This is a genomic window from Bradyrhizobium oligotrophicum S58, from assembly GCF_000344805.1.
Taxonomy (GTDB): domain Bacteria; phylum Pseudomonadota; class Alphaproteobacteria; order Rhizobiales; family Xanthobacteraceae; genus Bradyrhizobium; species Bradyrhizobium oligotrophicum.
The window spans coordinates 965,853-985,224 of record NC_020453.1 but is presented as its reverse complement, the minus strand read 5'-3'; the positions used below and the strand labels follow the sequence as shown (position 1 = coordinate 985,224).

At 60.5% G+C, this 19,372-nt stretch carries 8 protein-coding genes and 3 pseudogenes; 4 read left to right on the top strand and 7 right to left on the bottom strand.

Annotated features, from left to right (window positions below):
* Positions 1-17 precede the first annotated feature (17 nt).
* From S58_RS35735 to S58_RS04330, 3 genes and pseudogenes are all read right to left on the bottom strand, one after another.
* Positions 18-5,540, bottom strand: a complete 5,523-nt coding sequence (locus tag S58_RS35735) for an RHS repeat-associated core domain-containing protein (RefSeq protein WP_015664021.1) — start codon at positions 5,538-5,540, stop codon at positions 18-20.
* Positions 5,541-5,606: 66 nt separating this feature from the next.
* Complete coding sequence (locus tag S58_RS04335) at positions 5,607-8,312, bottom strand: FG-GAP-like repeat-containing protein (protein WP_083938491.1); 2,706 nt, start codon at positions 8,310-8,312, stop codon at positions 5,607-5,609.
* 689 nt (positions 8,313-9,001) lie between these two features.
* Positions 9,002-9,401: pseudogene (locus S58_RS04330) on the bottom strand (IS66 family transposase); the annotation flags it as partial.
* A gap of 19 nt (positions 9,402-9,420) precedes the next feature.
* Here S58_RS04330 and tnpC point away from each other — a divergent pair.
* The 4 genes and pseudogenes from tnpC to S58_RS39435 form a co-directional block, all read left to right on the top strand.
* A pseudogene (tnpC, locus tag S58_RS04325) lies at positions 9,421-10,191 on the top strand (IS66 family transposase); the annotation flags it as partial.
* Positions 10,140-10,439: pseudogene (locus S58_RS39415) on the top strand (plasmid pRiA4b ORF-3 family protein); the annotation flags it as partial. The pseudogenes tnpC and S58_RS39415, both read left to right, overlap by 52 nt.
* Positions 10,440-10,506: 67 nt before the next feature.
* A complete protein-coding gene (locus tag S58_RS39280; RefSeq protein WP_015664016.1) occupies positions 10,507-10,791 on the top strand; it encodes a plasmid pRiA4b ORF-3 family protein in 285 nt (94 codons plus the stop codon).
* A gap of 266 nt (positions 10,792-11,057) precedes the next feature.
* A complete protein-coding gene (locus S58_RS39435; protein WP_083938489.1) occupies positions 11,058-11,588 on the top strand; it encodes a transposase in 531 nt (176 codons plus the stop codon).
* Here the strand turns inward: S58_RS39435 and S58_RS04310 are convergent.
* The 4 genes from S58_RS04310 to S58_RS04290 all read right to left on the bottom strand — a co-directional run bounded on the left by S58_RS04310 (position 11,585) and on the right by S58_RS04290 (position 19,185).
* On the bottom strand, positions 11,585-12,658 hold the full coding sequence (locus S58_RS04310) for a hypothetical protein (RefSeq protein WP_144058238.1): 1,074 nt from the start codon (positions 12,656-12,658) through the stop codon (positions 11,585-11,587). The two genes, S58_RS39435 and S58_RS04310, sit on opposite strands and share 4 nt — an antisense overlap.
* Positions 12,659-12,662: 4 nt before the next feature.
* On the bottom strand, positions 12,663-13,904 hold the full coding sequence (locus S58_RS04305; protein WP_144058237.1) for an acyltransferase family protein: 1,242 nt from the start codon (positions 13,902-13,904) through the stop codon (positions 12,663-12,665).
* A gap of 546 nt (positions 13,905-14,450) precedes the next feature.
* Complete coding sequence (gmd, locus tag S58_RS04295; RefSeq protein ID WP_015664013.1) at positions 14,451-15,533, bottom strand: GDP-mannose 4,6-dehydratase; 1,083 nt, start codon at positions 15,531-15,533, stop codon at positions 14,451-14,453.
* An 886-nt stretch (positions 15,534-16,419) separates the two neighbouring features.
* A complete protein-coding gene (locus S58_RS04290) occupies positions 16,420-19,185 on the bottom strand; it encodes an NF038122 family metalloprotease (protein WP_015664012.1) in 2,766 nt (921 codons plus the stop codon).
* Positions 19,186-19,372: the final 187 nt, after the last annotated feature.

Genomic DNA, 19,372 nt, shown 5'->3' with positions numbered 1-19,372 from the left:
TTGAAGGACATTTCATTCTAGCACCCGCGAATTAGGCTTTGAGAACACTTGATCCCAATCATACGACTAGTGACGCCAAAAGGTGCCACAGCCGAGGCTTGTATATGTAGATGGATTCCGGTGGAAAAGCCTAGATTTCCGATCTCACCAAGAGGCGTTCCCCATTCCACACGCTGCCCCTCTTTAACGTAGTTATTGTTCAGATGACCGTACGTGTAAAATAGTCCGTCATTAGCCTGGATCGTGACGGAATACGGGCCAAAACCGTTCGATCCGATCTGTATGACCTTTCCATCCACGATGCTTAAGGCATCGATGCCGGTCAAACCACGTGTAGAAAAATCTAAGCCTGGGTGTAGAGTTCCGTTGCCCCTTGGAGCCCCGTACGCATCCGTCATGTATAGGCACTCGTCACATGTGCTAAACGCCCAGTTGTTTTCGACATAAACAAGGTTGCCGTTTTGATCACGGGTAAACCGCCAAGCTGGCGCTCCTCCTCCTCCCGTTGCACCATCCGTTGCACCATTTTCAGGACTAAAGCTCGCGAGGTATTGGAGCGCGCCGCTGACTGCACCGTTGGCGAACTTTCCGCCGCCAGCTACGGAGGCGATACCACCTGCGGTAGCCTGCACAATCGTGCCGCCAATACGCTGAGCGATATTAGTCTTCGCGTCAGGGAACAATTCCCCGGTGATAGGCGACAACAGCGCACCCGCGGCTGCAGATGCTGCTCCAGATTGGCATGAGCCGCCGGAGATGGCCGAGGAGGCGCAGCCAACGACCGCGTTGGCAGCGACAGCTCCCACGAAGCGCATCGGGGCAGCCGCAATCTGCGCTAGCGACATCACCGGGATCTGACTGAACGCAAAGGCGCTGAAGCCGGCTATGAGCCCGGATTTTATGACATCGCCCAGACTGCCCCCGGACAGTCCCGTCACGATCGCGGCCGCCAGACCGGCCGCGATCGGACTTCCTCCCATGCCGATCGTCAGCGCGATCTGCAGGATCGACCGTGCAATTGCATTGGTCTGGAAAAAGTGCGTGACCGCTCGCCACGCGCTGCTGAACGCCTTGCCGATAGCGTTCCAGAAGCAGCCGAGGAAGCAGTGGCCGGACGGATCGGTGAACGTGAGCGGATCATTACCGACATAGGAATAGCGGTTCCAGCCCTGGGTGCTGAACGGGCTTTCCGTCATGGTGTCGGCGCTGGTGAAGCGCGCCAGCAGCGGATCGTAGACACGCCCATTCATATGGATGAGGCCGCCGACCGACAGCTGTTCGTGGTCGGTGAAGCCGCGGGTGGTCTGGCTGGTGATGCTGCCGGTGGTGTCGTCGCTGCCGTCGGCGTTGCGGCGCTTGCCCCAGGCGTCGTAGCTGAGACGCTCGACCAGAAGGCCGTTCTGGTCGGAGATCGCCGAGATCGAGCCGAGATGATCAGTGTGGAAGTAGCGCGTCGTGATGGTCGTGCTGCCACCCGATGTCTGCGCCACCCGCATGCCGACCCGGGCGTTGCCGACCAGAAGATAATCGGTCCATTTCTGCGTCACCGTGCCGGGGTTCTGCACCTCGGCGGCCACCCCGAACGCGGCGATGTAGAGCGTCGTGCCCTCCGGCGTCACCTGTTTGAAGCGCTGGTGGTCGGTGTCGTCGACGAAGGAGATCGTCCGCGTCCCCTGCGTGATGCTCGCCGGCTTGTTGTAGGAGGTGTAGACGATGCTGCGGCCGAGACCGGAGGTCTGGTTGCCGTTGGCGTCATAAATGAAGGTGGCGCTGATCGTGCCGCCCGAGACGGCCGTGACCGCATGCGGCCGCGGCTGCCCGGCGGCGGGATAGGTGTAGGTGCCGACATCCGACTTCGACAGGATATTGCCGATCGGGCTGTAGGCGAACGTCTTGACCAGCGGCGCGGTGTTGACATTGGTGGTCGACGTCGTCAGCCGGCTCAGCGCGTCATAGGCGAAGCTCTCGCTGACATTGGTATTGCCGTCGCCGCGCGAAGTCAGATTGCCAAGCCGGTCATAGCCGAAGGTCTGGTTCTGAACCGCATTGTTGACGCCGGTGACGACGCTGAGCAGCGACCCGGTCAGCGGATCGAAGCCGCGGGTCGTGACGAGGCCGTTGCCGGCAGCCTGCTGGGTGATGTGCCCTTCGGCGTCCATCGCGTAGGCCGTCCAATAGGACTGGCTGGTGGCGTCGTCCTGGAGCTGGTTGGCGAAGCCGAGGCTGTTGTAGCCGTAGCGCGCGGTGAAGCCGGAGGGATAGCTGACCTTGGTCAGCCGGCTGTTGGCGTCATAGGTCGCGCCCATCGTATAGGTTGCGCCATCGACGGTGGTCGCAACCTGCAGCGGACGGCCGAGGCTGTCATAGCTGACGCTGCGGGCAAAGCCGTTGCCGGAGCCCGAGGTGATGCCGGTCGAGGCCAGCTTGCCGATACCGTTGGCCGCGGTGTCGTAGACCCACACCGAGGTCATGTCCGGCTCGACCCGCTGCACCGTTCGGCCCAGCTTGTCGTAGCTCACGCTGACGACCTGCCCCTTGGCGTCGGTCTGCGTCGTCAGTTGCCCGAGCGTATTGTAGGTGTAGCTCCAGATACCGAGATCCGGATCGGAGCTCGATATCTTGCGGCCCCTGATGTCGTAGCTCGCAGTGACGACATTGCCGACCGGATCCGTGGTCTGCACCATGTTGCCGACCGCGTCATAGGCGGCGGTCAGCGTCTGGCCGAGCGCGTCGGTGACGGAGACCACCTGGCCCTGGCTGTTCTTGACCGTCGTGCGCGTCTGGTTGAGCGCGTTGGTCTCGGTGGTCGTGAGGCCATGATAGGCGGCCTGCGAGATGCTGCCGTCCGGTTGCGTCGTGGTGACCACGCGCCCGAGCGTGTCGTAGGTGAGGGTGGTGTAACGCGGCGTGCCGCCGTTCTGGAAGTAAGGCCGGCTGGTCTGCGTCACCCGCCCCAGCGCATCATAACTCTTGGTGGCCTGGACGATGCTACCGTCGAAGCCCTGGGTCTGCCGGCCGATCTCGCGCTCCAGCGCGTCGAAGAACACGGTCGCCGGCGGTGCGATCACCGTCGACCCATCGACCGCAAAGGACGTCTGCTGCACCAGATAGCTCGCGCCGGACATGCAACTCGCGGTGCCGCCATTGACGCCGCTGCAGAACTGGTAGGACCAGCGGGTCTGGGTGCCGTCCGGCGACACCACCTGGATCTTGCGACCGAACTCGTCATAGCTGAACGTCGTGGTCAGCCCGTTCGGCCCGGTCTGGCTGGTCGGCTGGCCAAAGCGCAAATCATATTGGAAGCTTTCGCTCTGCCCGAGCGCATTGGTGTTCGAGGTCCCGAACTGTCCGCGCGCGTCGTAGGTGCTCGTGCTGGAGCGGCTGACGATGTCGGCGCCGCCGACCGTCACCGACTGCTTGTGGCCGAAGGCGTCGTAGACATAGTCGGTCTGCAGCCGCGCCGCCGGGGTATCCGGCTCAACGACTTCCTGGGTCAGCAATCCCGAGGCAGCGTCGTAGGAGAACGACGACGTGCGCGTGATCGTGTAGATGTCGGCGACCGGCGTCGACCCCGAGCCTGAACCGGTCGCCGGCGTGTAGGTGATGACGATGATGCCCTGCGCGCCCGCCGTTCCGGCCATGCTATTGCCGGAGCCGCCCGGACCGCCGGCGCCGTAGAGACCTGCGGCCCCGTTCGCCGCGCCTGGTCCGCCACCGCCACCGGCGCCGCTGCCGCCGCCACCACCGGAGCCATGGGTCGCATCCCACTCGGAGCCCGTGCTGCCGCTACCACCTGCGTTGTTGACACCACTCCAATAACCGGCGCCACCGCCACCGCCATTGCTGCCGACGCCGCCGGGAACTCCGGCCACGCCCGCACTGCCGCCTCCCGTTCCCACGTAGTTGTTGCCGCCCACGCCCGCGCCGGCGCCGTTCGTCCCTCCGCCATGTCCGCCACCGCCTGCGCCGGAGCCGTTCTGTCCGCTGGTGCCGCCATTGCCGCCATTGCCGTTCGGTCCGGCAGCGCCACCGCCGCCGCCGCCGCCATTGCTGTTCGCACCGGAGTTGCCGCCAGCACCGCCCGAATATCTGACCGTGCCGACGCCGCTGCCTGCGGTGCCGCCGGCACCGCCACCGGCAGCGTTGAGGCCGCTGCTGCCCTGCCCGGAGCTGCCGCCCTTGGCACAGACCGACTGCCACAGACATGTGGTGCCGGTGCCATTGAAATACGTGTCACCACCGCCCGCGCCCGCATTGGCCGCGCCACCGCCACCGCCACCAAGTCCGATCCGATAGCTGACGCTCGAGCCAGGTTGCAGCGACAGGTTGACGGTCTTCGAATAGCCGCCGCCGCCACCGCCGCCGGCACCTTCCGTCGAGGAATTCGAGCCAGCGCCACCGCCGCCACCGCCGATCACCTCGACTGTGTTGCTCGAACTATTCCAGTCGCTCGGAACCGTCCAGGTCGAGCCACTAGTCAGATAGATCCGCGTTGCCGACGAGGGCGGCGGCGGGACGGGCGTGTAGTTGATGACGATGATGCCGGACGCACCGGGCATGCCGGCGGTGTTGTTGCCCGAGCCGCCGGGGCCGCCCGCGCCATAAAGCGCGGCTGCGCCGTTCGCGGCACCGGCGCCACCGCCGCCACCCGCCCCACTGCCGCCACCGCCTCCGGAGCCATGGGAGGCGTCCCACTCCGTTCCGGTGCTGCCGCTGCCGCCGGCATTGTTGACCCAGGCGCTGGCGTTCCAGTAGCCGGCGCCGCCGCCACCACCGCGATTGCCATTGCCTCCCGGAACGCCGGCGGAGCCTGCAGATCCTCCACCGACGCCGGAGTTGTTGTTGCCGCCGGCGCCGGCGCCGACACCGCTCGTGCCGCCGCCATTGCCGCCGCCGCCGCCGCCCGAGCCGTTCTGGCCGGAGGAGCCGCCATTGCCGCCATGACCCAACGGACCTGCGGCGCCGCCGCCGCCGCCGCCGCCGTTGCTGCTGGCGCCCGAGTTGCCACCCGCGCCGCCTGAATATCTGACAGAACCGATGCCGTTGGCCAACGCGCCGCCTTGTCCGCCGGCCGCGGCATTCAACCCGCTGCTGTTCAGGCCCGCGCTGCCGCCCTTGGCACAGACCGACTGCGCCTGGCAGGTCGTTCCAGACCCGTTGAAGTAGGTGTCACCACCACCGGCACCGGCACTCGCTGCGCCGCCGCCCGCACCGCCGGCCCCCACCCGGTAGGTGATCGAGGCGCCCGGCTGCAGCGGCAGATTCGATATCTTCGAATAGCCGCCACCGCCGCCGCCACCGGCACCTTCGGTCGACGCGTTCGAACCCGCACCACCCGCGCCGCCGCCAATGACCTCGATGGTGTTGTTCGCGCTGTTCCAATCACTCGGGACCGTCCAGGTCGATCCGCTGGTGAGGAAAATCTGCGCAGCGCCGGCGCCCGACGGGACGGCGGAGCCCATCAACAGAGCGAGCGCCAGCCCCCTCAAACCAGCGAAACGACTTGAACGCGACACACGAAATGACACGGCCTTGAACATGGTCAATTCCTCAGCCTGCAACGGCCTGCGTGAGCTCGATATCGATATGAATGGGATTTTGGGGTGCTATTGCGGTCTGCGACTCGTGACAGTCGCCCGCGTCAATCTGCCGAGATACCAGTTGGACGTATCATTGGCGTAGACGTTGACCGTGGTCTTGCTGTTCCCGTCGGGCGTCGCCACGACGACCTGCGTCGCATTGCCGAAATCATCGTACTGATTTGTCGTCGTAACCGTCGGCAGCACCGAGCCATCCAGATCCGTACCGCTCGACGTGTTCTGAGTCAGAAACACGCGATACGGCGCACTGGACTGGCTGATGCCGGTTCCGCCACTCGCATTCAGACAGAGGTAGCTGTTGGCCGATTGTCCGAGCGTCTGCGCACCAAGCGTACGGGTCGCCGAGGACACCATTCCGACGAACGGAAAGTCCTGGCGAAAGGTCGTCGTGTCGGCAATGCCGGTCGCGAGGTCCCTTACGGTCATCTGACGGAATCCCAGGAACCCGCGACCACTCGTATCGAGCTTGGCGCCTGCGTAGTTGTAGCTCGAGCTATACGTCCCACCGACGCCATTCGACAGGTCGAGCCTCGACGTCACGTACAATGCCATCTGCATGTCCTGGATCGGATAGCTGGCATTCGCGTCCCTGGAATAGACCGATCCGCTGGTCAACGGCGCGTAGGTGATCGTCGCAGTTACGCCGAGCCCGCTGGTCACCTGGCTGACGAGGTCGCCCGAACCGCCATTCGCCGCCACGGTGTAGATATAGCCGTTGTCCATGAGCGCGAAATCGGACCGTCCGTCGCCGTTGAAGTCACCGCCGAACACGAAGTAGTTGGCGTCGGGCGGCGCCCCGAAATTCCAATTGTTGGGCATCGGAAGCGTATTGTAGGCGAACGTTCCGTCACCCCTGCTGAGAAATTGGTAGATATACGGCCCATTGCCTCCGATCAGGACGAAATCCGACCGGCCATCGAGGTTGAAGTCGCCGGCGACGACGTCGAAAGAAGTGGTCGGCGGCGTGCCAAAATTCCATCCGGGGGTTGGACTAGGGATTGAAATCTGCACGTAGTCGAAATCGCCATTACCCCTGCTCTGGAACAGGTAGATCGTCGACCCCTTCAGCATCAGCCAGTCGGTCTTCCCGTCGCCATTGAAGTCACCCACCACAGGCATGTAGTCGGACGGAGGTATTCCGTCGTCGGGCCAGCCAAATCTCCAGCCGTTGGTGAGATCCACCTGACGATAGCTGAAGGTGCCATCACCATTGCCGAACGCCTCGTAGAGGGTTGTCCCTCCCAGCATGATGAAGTCAACCTTGCCATCACCGTTGAAGTCACCGGTGATCGGCACGTACCGGGCGTTCGGGTTGCCGAAATTCCATCCATTGTTGATCCAGATCGAGGTGCAGCTGAACGCACCGCCCCCCGCGCTCATGCACTCGTAAAGATAATCCTGGCTGACCAGGAGGAAGTCGGTCTTTCCGTCACCGTTGAAGTCGCCGGCGATCGGAGCGAATGAGCCCTGATCCAATAAAGGCCAGTTGATCGGCGTCTGAATGACGCCAACCCGGAAGGTGCCATCACCATTGCCCAAAAACGGATATATTTGCGAAGAGTTGACGAAAGCGAAGTCACTCTTGCCGTCGCCATCGAAGTCGCCAACGAACGTCACATAGAGCCCAGCCGGATAGCCGCCAAAATCATGCACGTTCTGAGTTGAGTTCACTGTCGTAAACGTGCCGTCGCCGTTGCTCAAATATGAGTAGATCGAGCTGTTCTTCGCCAGGACGAAGTCCGTCTTTCCGTCGCCATTCAGGTCCATCAGCACCGGCGTCCAGTACTGCATTCGCACGTAAGACGATGCCACGAGGTTGTTCGGATTCGTCGCGACATAGGGCGAGAACGAGTTGCCGCCACCGTTGGCCCACTGGAACGTCGTCGCCGGAAGACAGTTGCCTGACGCGCCACAGGCCGTGACTGAGGTTAGCTCGGAGTTGTTACTCGTGCTGCTCTGCTGGTAGGATAGCCGGTAGTCCGAAACGAGATTTGCACCTTCATACGTCTTCACATTGGTCAGACGAACGGACGTGTTGACCGGCGACCCAGCCTGATATTGCCGAATGGCGTCCGGTCGGGACGCATAGACGAAACCCACCGAGTTGTACGGAGCGGTCCCCGCGGTCGTATTGCCGGCATAGACGATCCAGCTCGGGACCGACTGACCCGTCGTTGCGTCGTTGACGTAAGTAACTGATAAATAATTCGTCTTGGTGTCGCTCAGCTTGTTGAGCGCCCAGGCTCTCGCGGTGGCTTTGCCGACGGCCAGGATCTGCGAATCGGCGGTATGGCCGAATTCCATGATCTGACCGGCTTTCGTGCGCACCTCGAACCACGCCGGGCCGGTGCCAGCGACGCCGTGCGAGACCACTTTAGAGAAGGAGTCGACCTCGGTCCTATACTCCGTGCCGTCGCCGCCATAGGCGCCGTTCACCGCAATCAGCCGCTGTCCGTCGAGACAGAACCGATCATTGACGTCGAAATTGACGCCCCCCATTGCACCATCCTGAGCAACCGTACGGCCACAGCGGCCGATGGAGGGCAAGCCGCCGAGAGACCAGCCGACTCCGAGAATTCCATTCCCGCCGTGACTGTTGTAGTCGAGCGACAGGGACGGAGCGACGCCCGCCGATCCCGGTGGCAGCGCGAGCGGTATCGAATAGTTTGCCGATCCACTCTGGCCGACCGAAATCTTCCCAGGTAGAGACATAGTCTCTGAACGACTTAAAGTTGAATTTGTGATACAAAAAAAACTCACCGCGCACCCGAGCGCGATGTTCAGTGTCCTCCGCGCAAGACGACGCTGAGCGCTGAACGCCAAATTTTCCGACACCCCTGCCCCCGCAGTATCTGTACAATTCCGACACACAACAGACGTCATTCGCATCTGACGATCAACGAGCATTGGAACTTATTCACAACATGCAAGCGGCGGTGGACTACAAATACAACCCATATGTTTATTCGGAACAAACTTCCATGGTCGCGAGCAGAGATTGTCCGCATACTGCACGAACAGGCCACTCAATCGCAGAGCGTCCACACCGGACAGAGGCTCACGCGGAGGCCGTGTCACGATTCTTTCACCGCGATGCCTCTGACCAGCCGCCACTGGGCGATGGTTTGTACGTCGACAGAACATCTCGCGCTGGAGAGCTCAGACAGACGACGCTTTTCTCCATATCCACCGCACACAGCGCGCCGGCCACACTACGTCGGAATTTCGCAACACTACCTCAGGTTGCTGGTTATGGCATCTACTTCTACTCCGTGGCATCCGATTTGGAGTGCTAGTGGGGACAGGAAATGCGCGCTGCGCGTGTATCGACTTGTTTATATGGAATAATCGCTACCTGCTTGGCCTTTCTTGTTCATCGACCCGACGATCCAGGAGAAGTCAGAAAACGGCCGGTCGTCCCGGACATAGATCCAGAACCGCCCCGTATCGGTCTTCCCCTTGGCCAACACCAGCACGGTCGTATCAGCGGCAAGAAGCGGCTCGGCCGCCATGACGTGCGCCTCGACCAGACGCAGCAGCGGTTCCAGCGACGCACAGACCGAACCCACGGCATCCGCCGTGGTCGAGAGCACGATCGGCATGCCCTCCAGGGCGTAACGTTCGGCCTGGCGGTTCAGCGGCTGATGCTGGCCGAACTTCTCGAACATGATCATCGCCAGCAGGCTCGGGCCGGCCCATCCGCGCGCCACGGCGTGGAACGGCGCCAGCGCCTGGCTGATCTTCTCGCAATCTCGGCAGGAGAACTTCTTCCCGCACCGTCTCGATCACCTTCCGGGCGCGGCCGGACCAAGACGGGCTACAGCCTTGGGCCGGACCTGATCCGCCCCGGGTGGTTTATGCCTATGCACCGGGCCGCGGCGCGGTTCATGGCTTGAGACTGCTCGGAGGCTATCGCGGCACCATCCACTGCGATGGTTTTGAGACCTACAAGACCATGACCCGGGAGACGCGTGCGGACGCGCTGTCCGGCACGCTCGCCTTCTGCTGGTCGCATCTGCGGCGTCAATTTGTGAAGATCGACCACGAGGATTCGCCGGCACCGGCTCCGGTTGCCCGCGAGGCCCTCGAGCGTATTGCTCAGCTGTACGCGATCGAGAAAGCCTTCCGCGGCCGATCTGATTCCGAGCGCCGTGCAGGCCGGCAGGCGCATGCCCAGCCGCTGGCCGCAGCCGTGAAGCAGTGGTTCGAGGCAAAGCTCGGTCACCTCGCGCAGAAGAGTGTGACGGCAAAGGCTTTGCGCTATGCGCTGCGCCATTGGGACAGCCTGACGCTCTACCTCGATGACGGGCGCATCGAGATGAACACCAACGCGGTCGAGCGTGCGATGCGGCCGATCAAGCTGAATGCCAAGAACGCCCTGTTCGCCGGGTGCGACGAAGGTGCCGAGAATTGGGCCTTGCTGGCTTCGCTCATCGAGACGTGCAAGCTCAACGGCGTCAGTGCCGAGTCTTGGCTTGCCGACGTCCTCGCCAAGCTCGTCAATGGCTGGCCGGCGGCGCGACTGGACGAACTGCTGCCATGGGCGTCGACCTACACGATGGGGGCCCAGGATCCGAGGCTGGCGGCATGAGCCTGAACACGACCGCCGTCCGGATCAAGGTGACCCTCAAGGCGGTCAGGCCGGAGGCAATGCGTCGTCTCGTCGTCCCTGTCGCCCTGCGCCTCGATCGGCTGCATCTGACGCTTCAAACGGCGTTTGGCTGGACGAACAGTCACCTCTTCGAGTTCCTGGCTGGCGAAGGGCGCTGGGGCATCCCTGATCCCGATGGCGATTTTGGTCCCCAGCCCATCGATGCCCGCAAGGCGCGGCTCGTCGATATCATTCGTGAGACAGGCACCAAGACGATCCACTATCTCTATGACTTCGGCGACGGCTGGGGACCATGTGATCAAGCTCGAAAAATGGTTCGACGATACATCGACCGAGGGACTTCCTCTCCTGCTCGAAGCCGCCGGTCGTTGTCCGCCGGAAGACGTCGGCGGCCCGCCAGGCTATGCCGAATACCTCGATGCCATCGGCGACTCGTCCCATCCGGAGCACGAACACATGCGCCTTTGGGGCCCCGAGCCGTTCGATCCCAACACCATCGACCGGAAGGCGCTCGAGGCAGCTGTCAACGCCTTGTCCGAAAGCTGGAAGCCGCGGCGTCGCGTCACGCGGCTCAAGTAGACGTCAAGCGTCGATCAGGAGGGCCGTAGCACTACGCTTACGATCCTGAAGCCCACGCCCAAGCTCAACAAGGCGGCCCTCGCCGGCGCGATACAAAACACGATTGTCTAGGCCCGTCCCGCCTCGCGAGAGGGGCGTGGGCGTCGTCACGGACTTTGAGGCGGGTTGCGGTGGGCGTGTCGGGCTGCTCGAAGGGAGGTCACCCCGAGCAGTTCCTGAGCGTCTGCTGCTCGAGGCATTCTATGGCATCCCCCTAACGTCAGCTCATGGAGCAGTTTGACGACAATCTGCTCTACCGCTGGTTCGCGGGGTCGGCGCCCGACGATTCGGTATGGGACCCGACGACATTCACGAAGAACCATACCCAGCTGGAGAACGGCAAGGTTCGCCAAGTTAGTAGCGAAGCTGCTGAACCAGCCCGAAGTCAAGCCGCTGCCGTCGCAAAGGTACTATCTGACATCAAGCTCGCGCAAACATGCTTCGGCGAGCCAGCCATTCGGCTGATCCTGCCCGAGAGGTGTAGCCCAGCCGGCCGCCCTGACTACCTGGATCCTAATTTCCACCGAGGCGCTCTTCATCTTCCCAAGATAGTAATAGCGCCACGGATCAGCCTTGGCGGACTCCAAGCAGTATGGAACAAGACTCTCCGCCTGCGCCTTCGCAGTCACGTCCGAGATCTGCGAGCGAGAACGCCATCCCGCAGAATAGAGCACTCCAATACTGCAAGCTGCGGCCGCAACGGCTACGAAGAGACAGTAGATCAGACTTCTAAGCATCGATCGTCCGACTGTCTTTAAGGCGGCGCCGCACGAACTCGTTGCACAAAACCAACGAATGCTGACGTATCCACATCTTCGTGCCCCTTATCGTGAATATCCAGCTCGATAAGCGAGCCAAACTTCACCCAGATCTGTTTCAGCTCGAGGTACGCTCCGATCGTCTCATCACTAATTGCGCCCCGCTTCGTGCCACTAAACCAGGACTCAGGGTGCGACGCTCCATAACCCAACCAAAGACCATCGCGCCGACCTTCTTCGATCAGTAGCGGTTTCGGCGCGAGCAATGCATAGAGAGCGGAATACGAAAAGAACGCACGAAAGTCATGGCAAAATGGATGCGTGAAGATCCGATACTCCCGCCGCGTATGCTCAAGCGAGAAGAACGCGCCATTCGCAGCCATTGCCTTGATATCCGGCCGAACGATCGCCAACATAAGGCTCGTTAGTCCGCCAGCCGCGTTTCCCAGCCCAATGTAGTCGGGATTCGAATTCAGCAAAGGCTTTATCCGCGTCAGCGCTAGATCCGCAAGCCTCGCCCAGATGATCGAATAGTCCACGCGCCTCGAAAGGTCCGCAAACGGCGCATGGATCGTGTTCGGAAAGGCAACCACCGTAAACCCGCCTCTAGCCAAATACGCGCCATGTCCATCATCGTCGAACAACGTTGTGGGCGCCTGACCGCTCCCTTCGCCCCCCACCTCGCCGTGACCATTGATTGCCACGATCGTCGGCAGATCAGGATTTGGCTTGTCCGGTCGCGCCACGGCAACGGTATATCGAAGATCAGCTCCGTCTTGAGCCACATGGGAGAACAGCAGATCGATCTGCTCGATCGCAAAACCAGCCTTCTTTATCGGATCATGAACACCGACCACCTCCGGCGCGACGTTGATTGCACCCTCGAATTGCTCCTTGATGTAATTGAGGGGCTCATTTCTCCAGGACTCGAAAGCAGCTCGATCTCCCAAGATCGCCGAGGCGCTCAGGTCAAACCTGGCGTCCTTGTAATCCCAATCAAACGCGCTTGCTTGATTGGAGCACAAACTCACAAGGTTCGAAGCCAATATCGCTCTCAGTAACCACTTCATGCCTCTATTCCGCTTTGGCCAACCGAGCAGGAGCTGAAACTGGCTTAAGGTACTCCCCCCTAAGATCGATGAATGGCCGCTCAATAAGCCAATAAGTGGCTGTAGCCACCAAGACCGCAACAGGAACGAGATAGACTCCCGATAGTAGCGCATTGACATACGGGCTTCCGGTCAACGTCAAATACCAATTGTGCTTTTGAAACATGAGAAGGATGGGCATATGGATCAGGTAAAGTGAATAGCTCACCAGTCCGATTTTCCTGAGCAAGGTCGTATAGTAATCATGAAACGATCCGTGCGCTTGAACATATATCACGATCAAAGAAGCGAACAGGAAGCCTTCATAGGTGTGCCACAGAGCCTTCCAGTTGGCGTCTCGCTCCCACCCGCCAAGCCTGTTGAACGCAAAAAGCGACAACACAATGAGGCAGGATACGCCGACGAGGAGAATTCCGGATCTCCTGGTTGCCAACACACCCTCTCGGTAAAGATGAGCAGCAATCATCCCGATGAGAAACTGATCGATGCGCCCTACAATTGTAAAGTAAGAAAGGTTGCGAGGAGAGGCACCCAGACCAACACAAAGAATGCGAAGCAGGATTGCAAGCCCCAGCAGGTGAACCAGGTACTTAACCCCGTATTTCAGTTTGAAAGAATTCAGAAAAGGGAAGACCAGATAGAATTGAAATTCGACACATATGGTCCACAACAGGATTGTGAACGCTCCCCCCGCGAGACCGGCGGGAGTATTCCCCATCAAGAACAAGCTGGACGCGAATGCGCTAAATGAGAACTGAGCTGGATATGTATAGGCTTCCAGAAACAGCAGTAGCACGTACATAGGAAAAATACGCAGGATTCTATTGCGAACAAAGCCTCGATACGAAACTTGGCGGTTATGCGCGCCGTAAGAAAACAGAAAGCCACTCAGAACAAGGAACAGCGATACGCCCGCATGCCCTTCGGCAAGCACGGCAAAGAACGGATTGGAGGGGTATAGCCATGCACCAATGCTCGGGTCGACACCTCTCGTCAAATTATGGGTGAGATGCGCGAACAGCACCATCAGGGCAGCAATCCCCCGCAGCTCGTCGAGCGCAGGGACGTGAGGAATGTTCTTGCTCTCGGGTGCTGAAATATCGCGACCACTCAACTCTCGGCCCTCTGACAGACGGTCATGCTGTTCTGTTAATGCACGCGGCTCAATTTGCCTACCCCTGGTTTGCAACTGCCAATCTCGCAGCACGGCGACGCCTGCCCAAGGTCGAGCATGGACGATTGAGCGTCTCGCTGGAGTGATTGGCTTTGCACACGACCTCCACGCCCGTGGCTCCTGGCCACAGCGCTTCAGATTTCACAGATGAGAGAGTCCCGTCCCCCTAATGGATCACATGTGGAGCATTGCCAGAGCCCCATCCGGCCGAGGCCTCAAGCTCGTCCCCATCCAGGGATCGCGCCTGGTTTTCGGCCAAGAGCTGACCATGCAACGCATCCAGGTGCTATCCCCTCACGAGTGGACGCTGTCGGGTTGGTCGTCGTCTGGCCAGCTGGCTGAGCTCGAACCCATGTCCTGGCCGATATCTCATCTGCCAGATTCCGACACGTACACGGAAGCTCCCGCCACCAACCTGAGATTGCCCCCCTCATCAACCGTCGGCAGGGGTGACGTTTGGAAGCAAACTCACCCGCCCACCAAGATTCGGTTGCGGCTTCAGAGTCCGCACGCCTCGATGACGTTCTCCTCAGTGTTGGTGAATTCTGCCGCGGTCGATGTTTATCAAGGTTACAGCCGCTAAACGCCCCTGCTGCCGCTCACATCACGACGAGCATCAGCCAGATCGCTGGCGACCATTTCCTTCACCAGATCCCGAAAGCTCGTTTGCGCCGTCCAACCGAGCTTCTGCCGTGCCTTTGTCGCATCTCCGATCAGGAGATCGACCTCGGTCGGGCGGAAATAGGCCGGGTCGATGCGCACGACGATCTTGCCCGAAGCCACATCGCGCCCCACCTCGTCGACGCCCTCGCCTTGCCACTCGACGCGACGACCAACTTCACCAAAGGCAAGCTCAACGAATTCGCGCACCGAGCGCGTCTCTCCCGTTGCAAGCACAAAATCATCCGGTTTGTCCGCCTGCAGGATTGCGTGCATTCCCCTGACGTAGTCCCGCGCGTGCCCCCAATCGCGCTTTGCTTCGAGGTTACCAAGATAGATCGCGTCCTCCAGACCGACTTCTATTCTTGCAACCCCCCGCGTAATCTTGCGAGTTACGAAAGTCTCTCCGCGTATGGGGCTTTCATGGTTGAACAAGATGCCATTGGAAGCAAACATGCCATATGCCTCACGGTAGTTTACCGTGATCCAATAGCCATATAGCTTTGCGACTGCATATGGAGACCGCGGATAGAACGGCGTCGTCTCCCGTTGCGGAACCTCCTGCACCAAACCGTACAGCTCCGAGGTCGAAGCCTGATAAAATCGCGTGTCCTTCTCCAAGCCGAGAATGCGAATAGCCTCCAACAGCCGCAAGACCCCTACTGCGTCCGCATTGGCGGTGTATTCCGGGCTCTCAAAGCTCACGGCGACATGACTTTGAGCTGCGAGGTTGTATATCTCGGTGGGCCTGATCTGCTGGACCAAACGGATAAGATTGGTCGAGTCCGTCATGTCGCCATAGTGCATCAGGAACGGGACGTCTCCGACGTGAGGATCCTGGTAGAGATGATCCACACGAGCAGTGTTGAAGGAGGACGAACGCCGTTTGATTCCATGGACCGTGTAGCCGAGTCCGAGCAGATACTCAGCCAGGTAGGCACCGTCCTGGCCAGTCACACCAGTAATGAGCGCCACACGTCGTTTACGATCTTGATCCACCATTTTCTCCACTCGACACCGCCGCAACCGTGGGCGCTCGGCAATTTTTCAACGATTAAGGGGAGTCCAGAAACCCCGCCCTGGATGACAATTGTCCTCGTGTTCTGGTCATACACGTGCACAGCCATTCCAGCTTGCGCTACGCGATACCATTTGCGATCGCTAAAGTCTAATGGCCGGCCCTATGGACGCCAACCTGACCGATCCAAACTCCGCTGACACTTAAGGGGGGACGCCAGGGTGTCCATTCGCAAGAGAACCGGCACGAGCCGCTTCGGGACGGAACTCTGACAAAATCGTCGCGCGAAATCCGGCAGCAGCTCGACCGGTAACGTTTAGCTCTTTCACACCGGCTGCCCTTCTCAGGCGAAGGGACAACTGCGCGAGGAGGACATCCTGCATGCCACGGTCACCTTGACGGTCGACCACTCAGTCGCCCCCCAGATTGAATGCAAGATCAGCGGCTTTGATGCGCTTGCTTTTCTGCATGCCCGGATCTGGACGGGAGCAAGTTCGGGGCCACGGCTTTAAAGGCGGTCAGGCGACGATCTACCTTTCCAGCTAGTAGATCATCGGTCTTGCGGCAAAATCAACTGCTGCCAGCAAACCGCAACGTCATCCACGAGCAGCGCTCGTGGACTCGGATACAGTCTTCGGCCCAAGCGGAAGGAGCATGTCGCATTCGACACCCAGAAGGGCCTCGACATCGCTCAAGGATTAGCGCGGAGGTTTCGATGCCGGAGTTCGCCGATGCCGCCACGATTGTTGGCGGCCCCAGCAATCATCTCCGTCGATCTCCGTACCGTGCAGAGAGGTGACGTTGAAAGTGCGACGCGATGCACTAGCCCGCCCGCATCCAAGATTCTGCCAATCCGGTCGGAGCATTGAACTAGACAAGATGAAAGCCGGCAAGATGGCTCAGAACTGCCTCCGTGATGGATTGATGTGTCGTAAGCACGTCCTGTGCTGAATCAGAAACAACAATGTTTCCAGGCGTATTGTCGTGACTTGCCGAGAAGATCGCCGCTTGCGTGGCAGCGCGATTGTGACTGAGCCAAACCATGTCTGCCTCCGATGCGAAGTTGGCGGCGATACTCTGCCCAAGCTCTTGGTTGAATGCGAAAACGTCATGCGGTGCCCACAATGGCGTCTGCTGTGGGCCACCAAGCAATGGCTGGGGACTGGAGATGATCATCTGTCCTTGGGCGCCTTCAGCGAAATGGAATCCGTCCTGGCTGAACAGGTCGGAGGGGTAAGTCGCTGCTTGATGTGCGGTTTTTCCCGAAGAGAGGACACCATTTGCGACGCTGAGATTGCCTTGCGGGTAGCCCGCTGAAACTTGGGCGGTTACACCGATCGTACCGTCTCCGTTGAGGTCTTGATGGAAAGTGGTTTCGAACGCCTCGAATGAGGCCGAGATTCCCGAAACACCTCCAATCGCGCTGCCTGTGTAGTTGCCGCCGCTGTCCAGGCTCCAAACTGCATAAACATCAGCTCCCGCGACCTTCCAGGCGACCTCGTAGCCGCTACCCACGGCTTCTGCGCCGATTGGCATCCAGCTGCCGAGTTGTCCGACCACAACATTGGCGCCGCCAAGCTTCACTTGCGGACCCGCGCCGCCGCCGACCGGATTCATAAAATATCCATTGCCGACCTGGGTGAGACTCGTCGATCCTAGCCCCTCGATGACTATCGTGGGAATCCCGATCGTACCGTCACCATTGAGATCTTGGTGAAAGATGGTCTCGATTGCCTCGAACGAAGCGGAGCTCCCAGAAACACCTCCGATCGCAATGCTCGTGTAGTTTCCGTTGCTGTCAAGATTCCACACTGCGTAAAGATCGGCTCCCGCCACCTTCCAGGCGATCTCATAGCCACCGCCCACGGCTTCTGCGCCAATCGGCATCCAGCTGCCGAGTTGGCCGGCCACGAGGTTGGCACCGCCAAGCTTCACTTGCGGGCCCGTGCCGCCACCAACTGGATTCAGGATATATCCGTTGCCGGCCTGAACGAGACTGGTTGATCCCAGTGCCTCGATGACCGTCGCCGGAATGCCGATCATGCCGTCACCATTGAGATCCTGGTGAAACACGCTCTCGAACGCTTCCAGCGAGACCGAGCTTCCAGAGACACCTCCGACCGCGCTGCTCGTATAGTTTCCGTTGCTGTCGAGATCCCACACCGCGTAAAGATCGGCTCCAGCCACCTTCCAGGCGATCTCATAGCCGCTACCCACGGCTTCTGCGCCAATCGGCATCCAGCTGCCGAGTTGACCGGCGACGAGGTTGGCACCGCCAAGCTTCACTTGCGGGCCCGTGCCGCCACCGACTGGATTCAAAAGATATCCATCGCCGGCCTGGACCAGACTGGTCGATCCCAGCCCCTCGATGACTATGGTCGGAATACCGATCGTACCGTCGCCGTTGAGATCCTGATGAAAAACATTCTCGAATGTTTCGAACGAGGCTGACCGTCCAGAGACACCTCCGATCGCGCTACTTGCGTAATTTCCGCTGCTGTCGAGGGTCCACACTGCGTAAAGGTCGGATCCGGCCAACTTCCAGGCAAGCTCATAACCCGCGCCCACGGCTTCTGCACCGATTGGCGTCCAGCCACCAATTTGCCCAGGCTGAACCGTGGCGCCGTTTAGCTTGAGTTGGGGGCCAAATCCCCCACCAGCTGGATTGAGGAAATAGCTTGATCCCAGCTGCACCAGGCTGGTCGTTCCCAACGCCTCTATAGTTACAGGCGTTGCGGAGACGAGATGAAAGCCGAGAGCATCCATTTGCTTGAGGTCGACGGACGTCAGCGTCTGAAGTGTGTTGAAAGTGTAGAATTCGTTAAACGGATCGTTGGCGCCCTGAACGCCACTGTTCAGGAAGTCGCTCGGATCGGAGGACTGGCCGTAGTCGGCAAGCTTCGTTTGCCCCCCATCAATTGAGAAGTAGGCTGTCGACGCCGTCGCGCCGCCCGTCATGAGACGGACGCCTGGGGTTGAGAACCGGAAGAGATCGAACACGTCAGGCTGCGGGCCGTAGGGCACGCGGCCGAATGCGTGCGTAAGCTCATGAAGGGCCACCCCGACGAGCAGGCCTGAATTGATGTCGGTCGCGAACGTCGCGCTGCCATCGTCGGTCGTGGTATCGTTGGCGCCAAGTCCTCCCCAGAGCTTCAGCTGCGAATTCCAGACGGCAACATAGGATTGCCCTTGGATGCTCGATACAGCCGGTAACGCGTTGAAGGTCGTGTCGCCGGGGCTAGCGTTCCCAACGAGGTTGGACCGAACGCTCGAGTAGGTCATCCACTGGCCACCATCAGGACCTGCAGCAGCGCCTCCGCCGGTTCCGCTGTAGTCGATCTTGATGTTGACCGTGATTCGGTCGGAGATCATGGAGGTCAGGATCGCGGCGGCCTGCTGAATCCCGGTCCGGAAGCTGGCTGGAGCGGCCATTGCGGCCGCATCGAACAGAAGGTTGATGGTGAGCCCACCGGCGCTCACGGCCGTCACCGCACCAACCCCGCCGAAATCGCCTTGCGCGAGCTGAGCTTCCACCGCCTCGTCTGGGAGCTCGACCGGGTCTGACGGAGGCGGATCGATTGCCGGGCCGGAGGCCTGGACTACGTCGGAGCCTTGCAAATTGGGCGATCCGGCCATTGGCTAAGCTCCCAGCCATTCAAATCCCAGCGCACGATTCCAAGCTCGAGCAGCCCCGAAACCGCGAATCTAGCTATCAGTCATCAGCGTTTCCTGCAGGTTAATGGCCGCCTGCCGGGAGACGAAGGTCTGAACACCCTCTGCGCGGCGCTGCCGGCCACTTGACGCTCCCGCTTGCTCTGCGACC

Coding starts and splice junctions, on each gene's coding strand:
- S58_RS35735 (WP_015664021.1), bottom strand. CDS start 5,540: ATGTTCAAGGCCGTGTCATTTCGTGTGTCGCGTTCAAGTCGTTTCGCT.
- S58_RS04335 (WP_083938491.1), bottom strand. CDS start 8,312: ATGTCTCTACCTGGGAAGATTTCGGTCGGCCAGAGTGGATCGGCAAAC.
- S58_RS39435 (WP_083938489.1), top strand. CDS start 11,058: ATGGAGCAGTTTGACGACAATCTGCTCTACCGCTGGTTCGCGGGGTCG.
- S58_RS04310 (WP_144058238.1), bottom strand. CDS start 12,658: ATGAAGTGGTTACTGAGAGCGATATTGGCTTCGAACCTTGTGAGTTTG.
- gmd (WP_015664013.1), bottom strand. CDS start 15,533: ATGGTGGATCAAGATCGTAAACGACGTGTGGCGCTCATTACTGGTGTG.
- S58_RS04290 (WP_015664012.1), bottom strand. CDS start 19,185: ATGGCCGGATCGCCCAATTTGCAAGGCTCCGACGTAGTCCAGGCCTCC.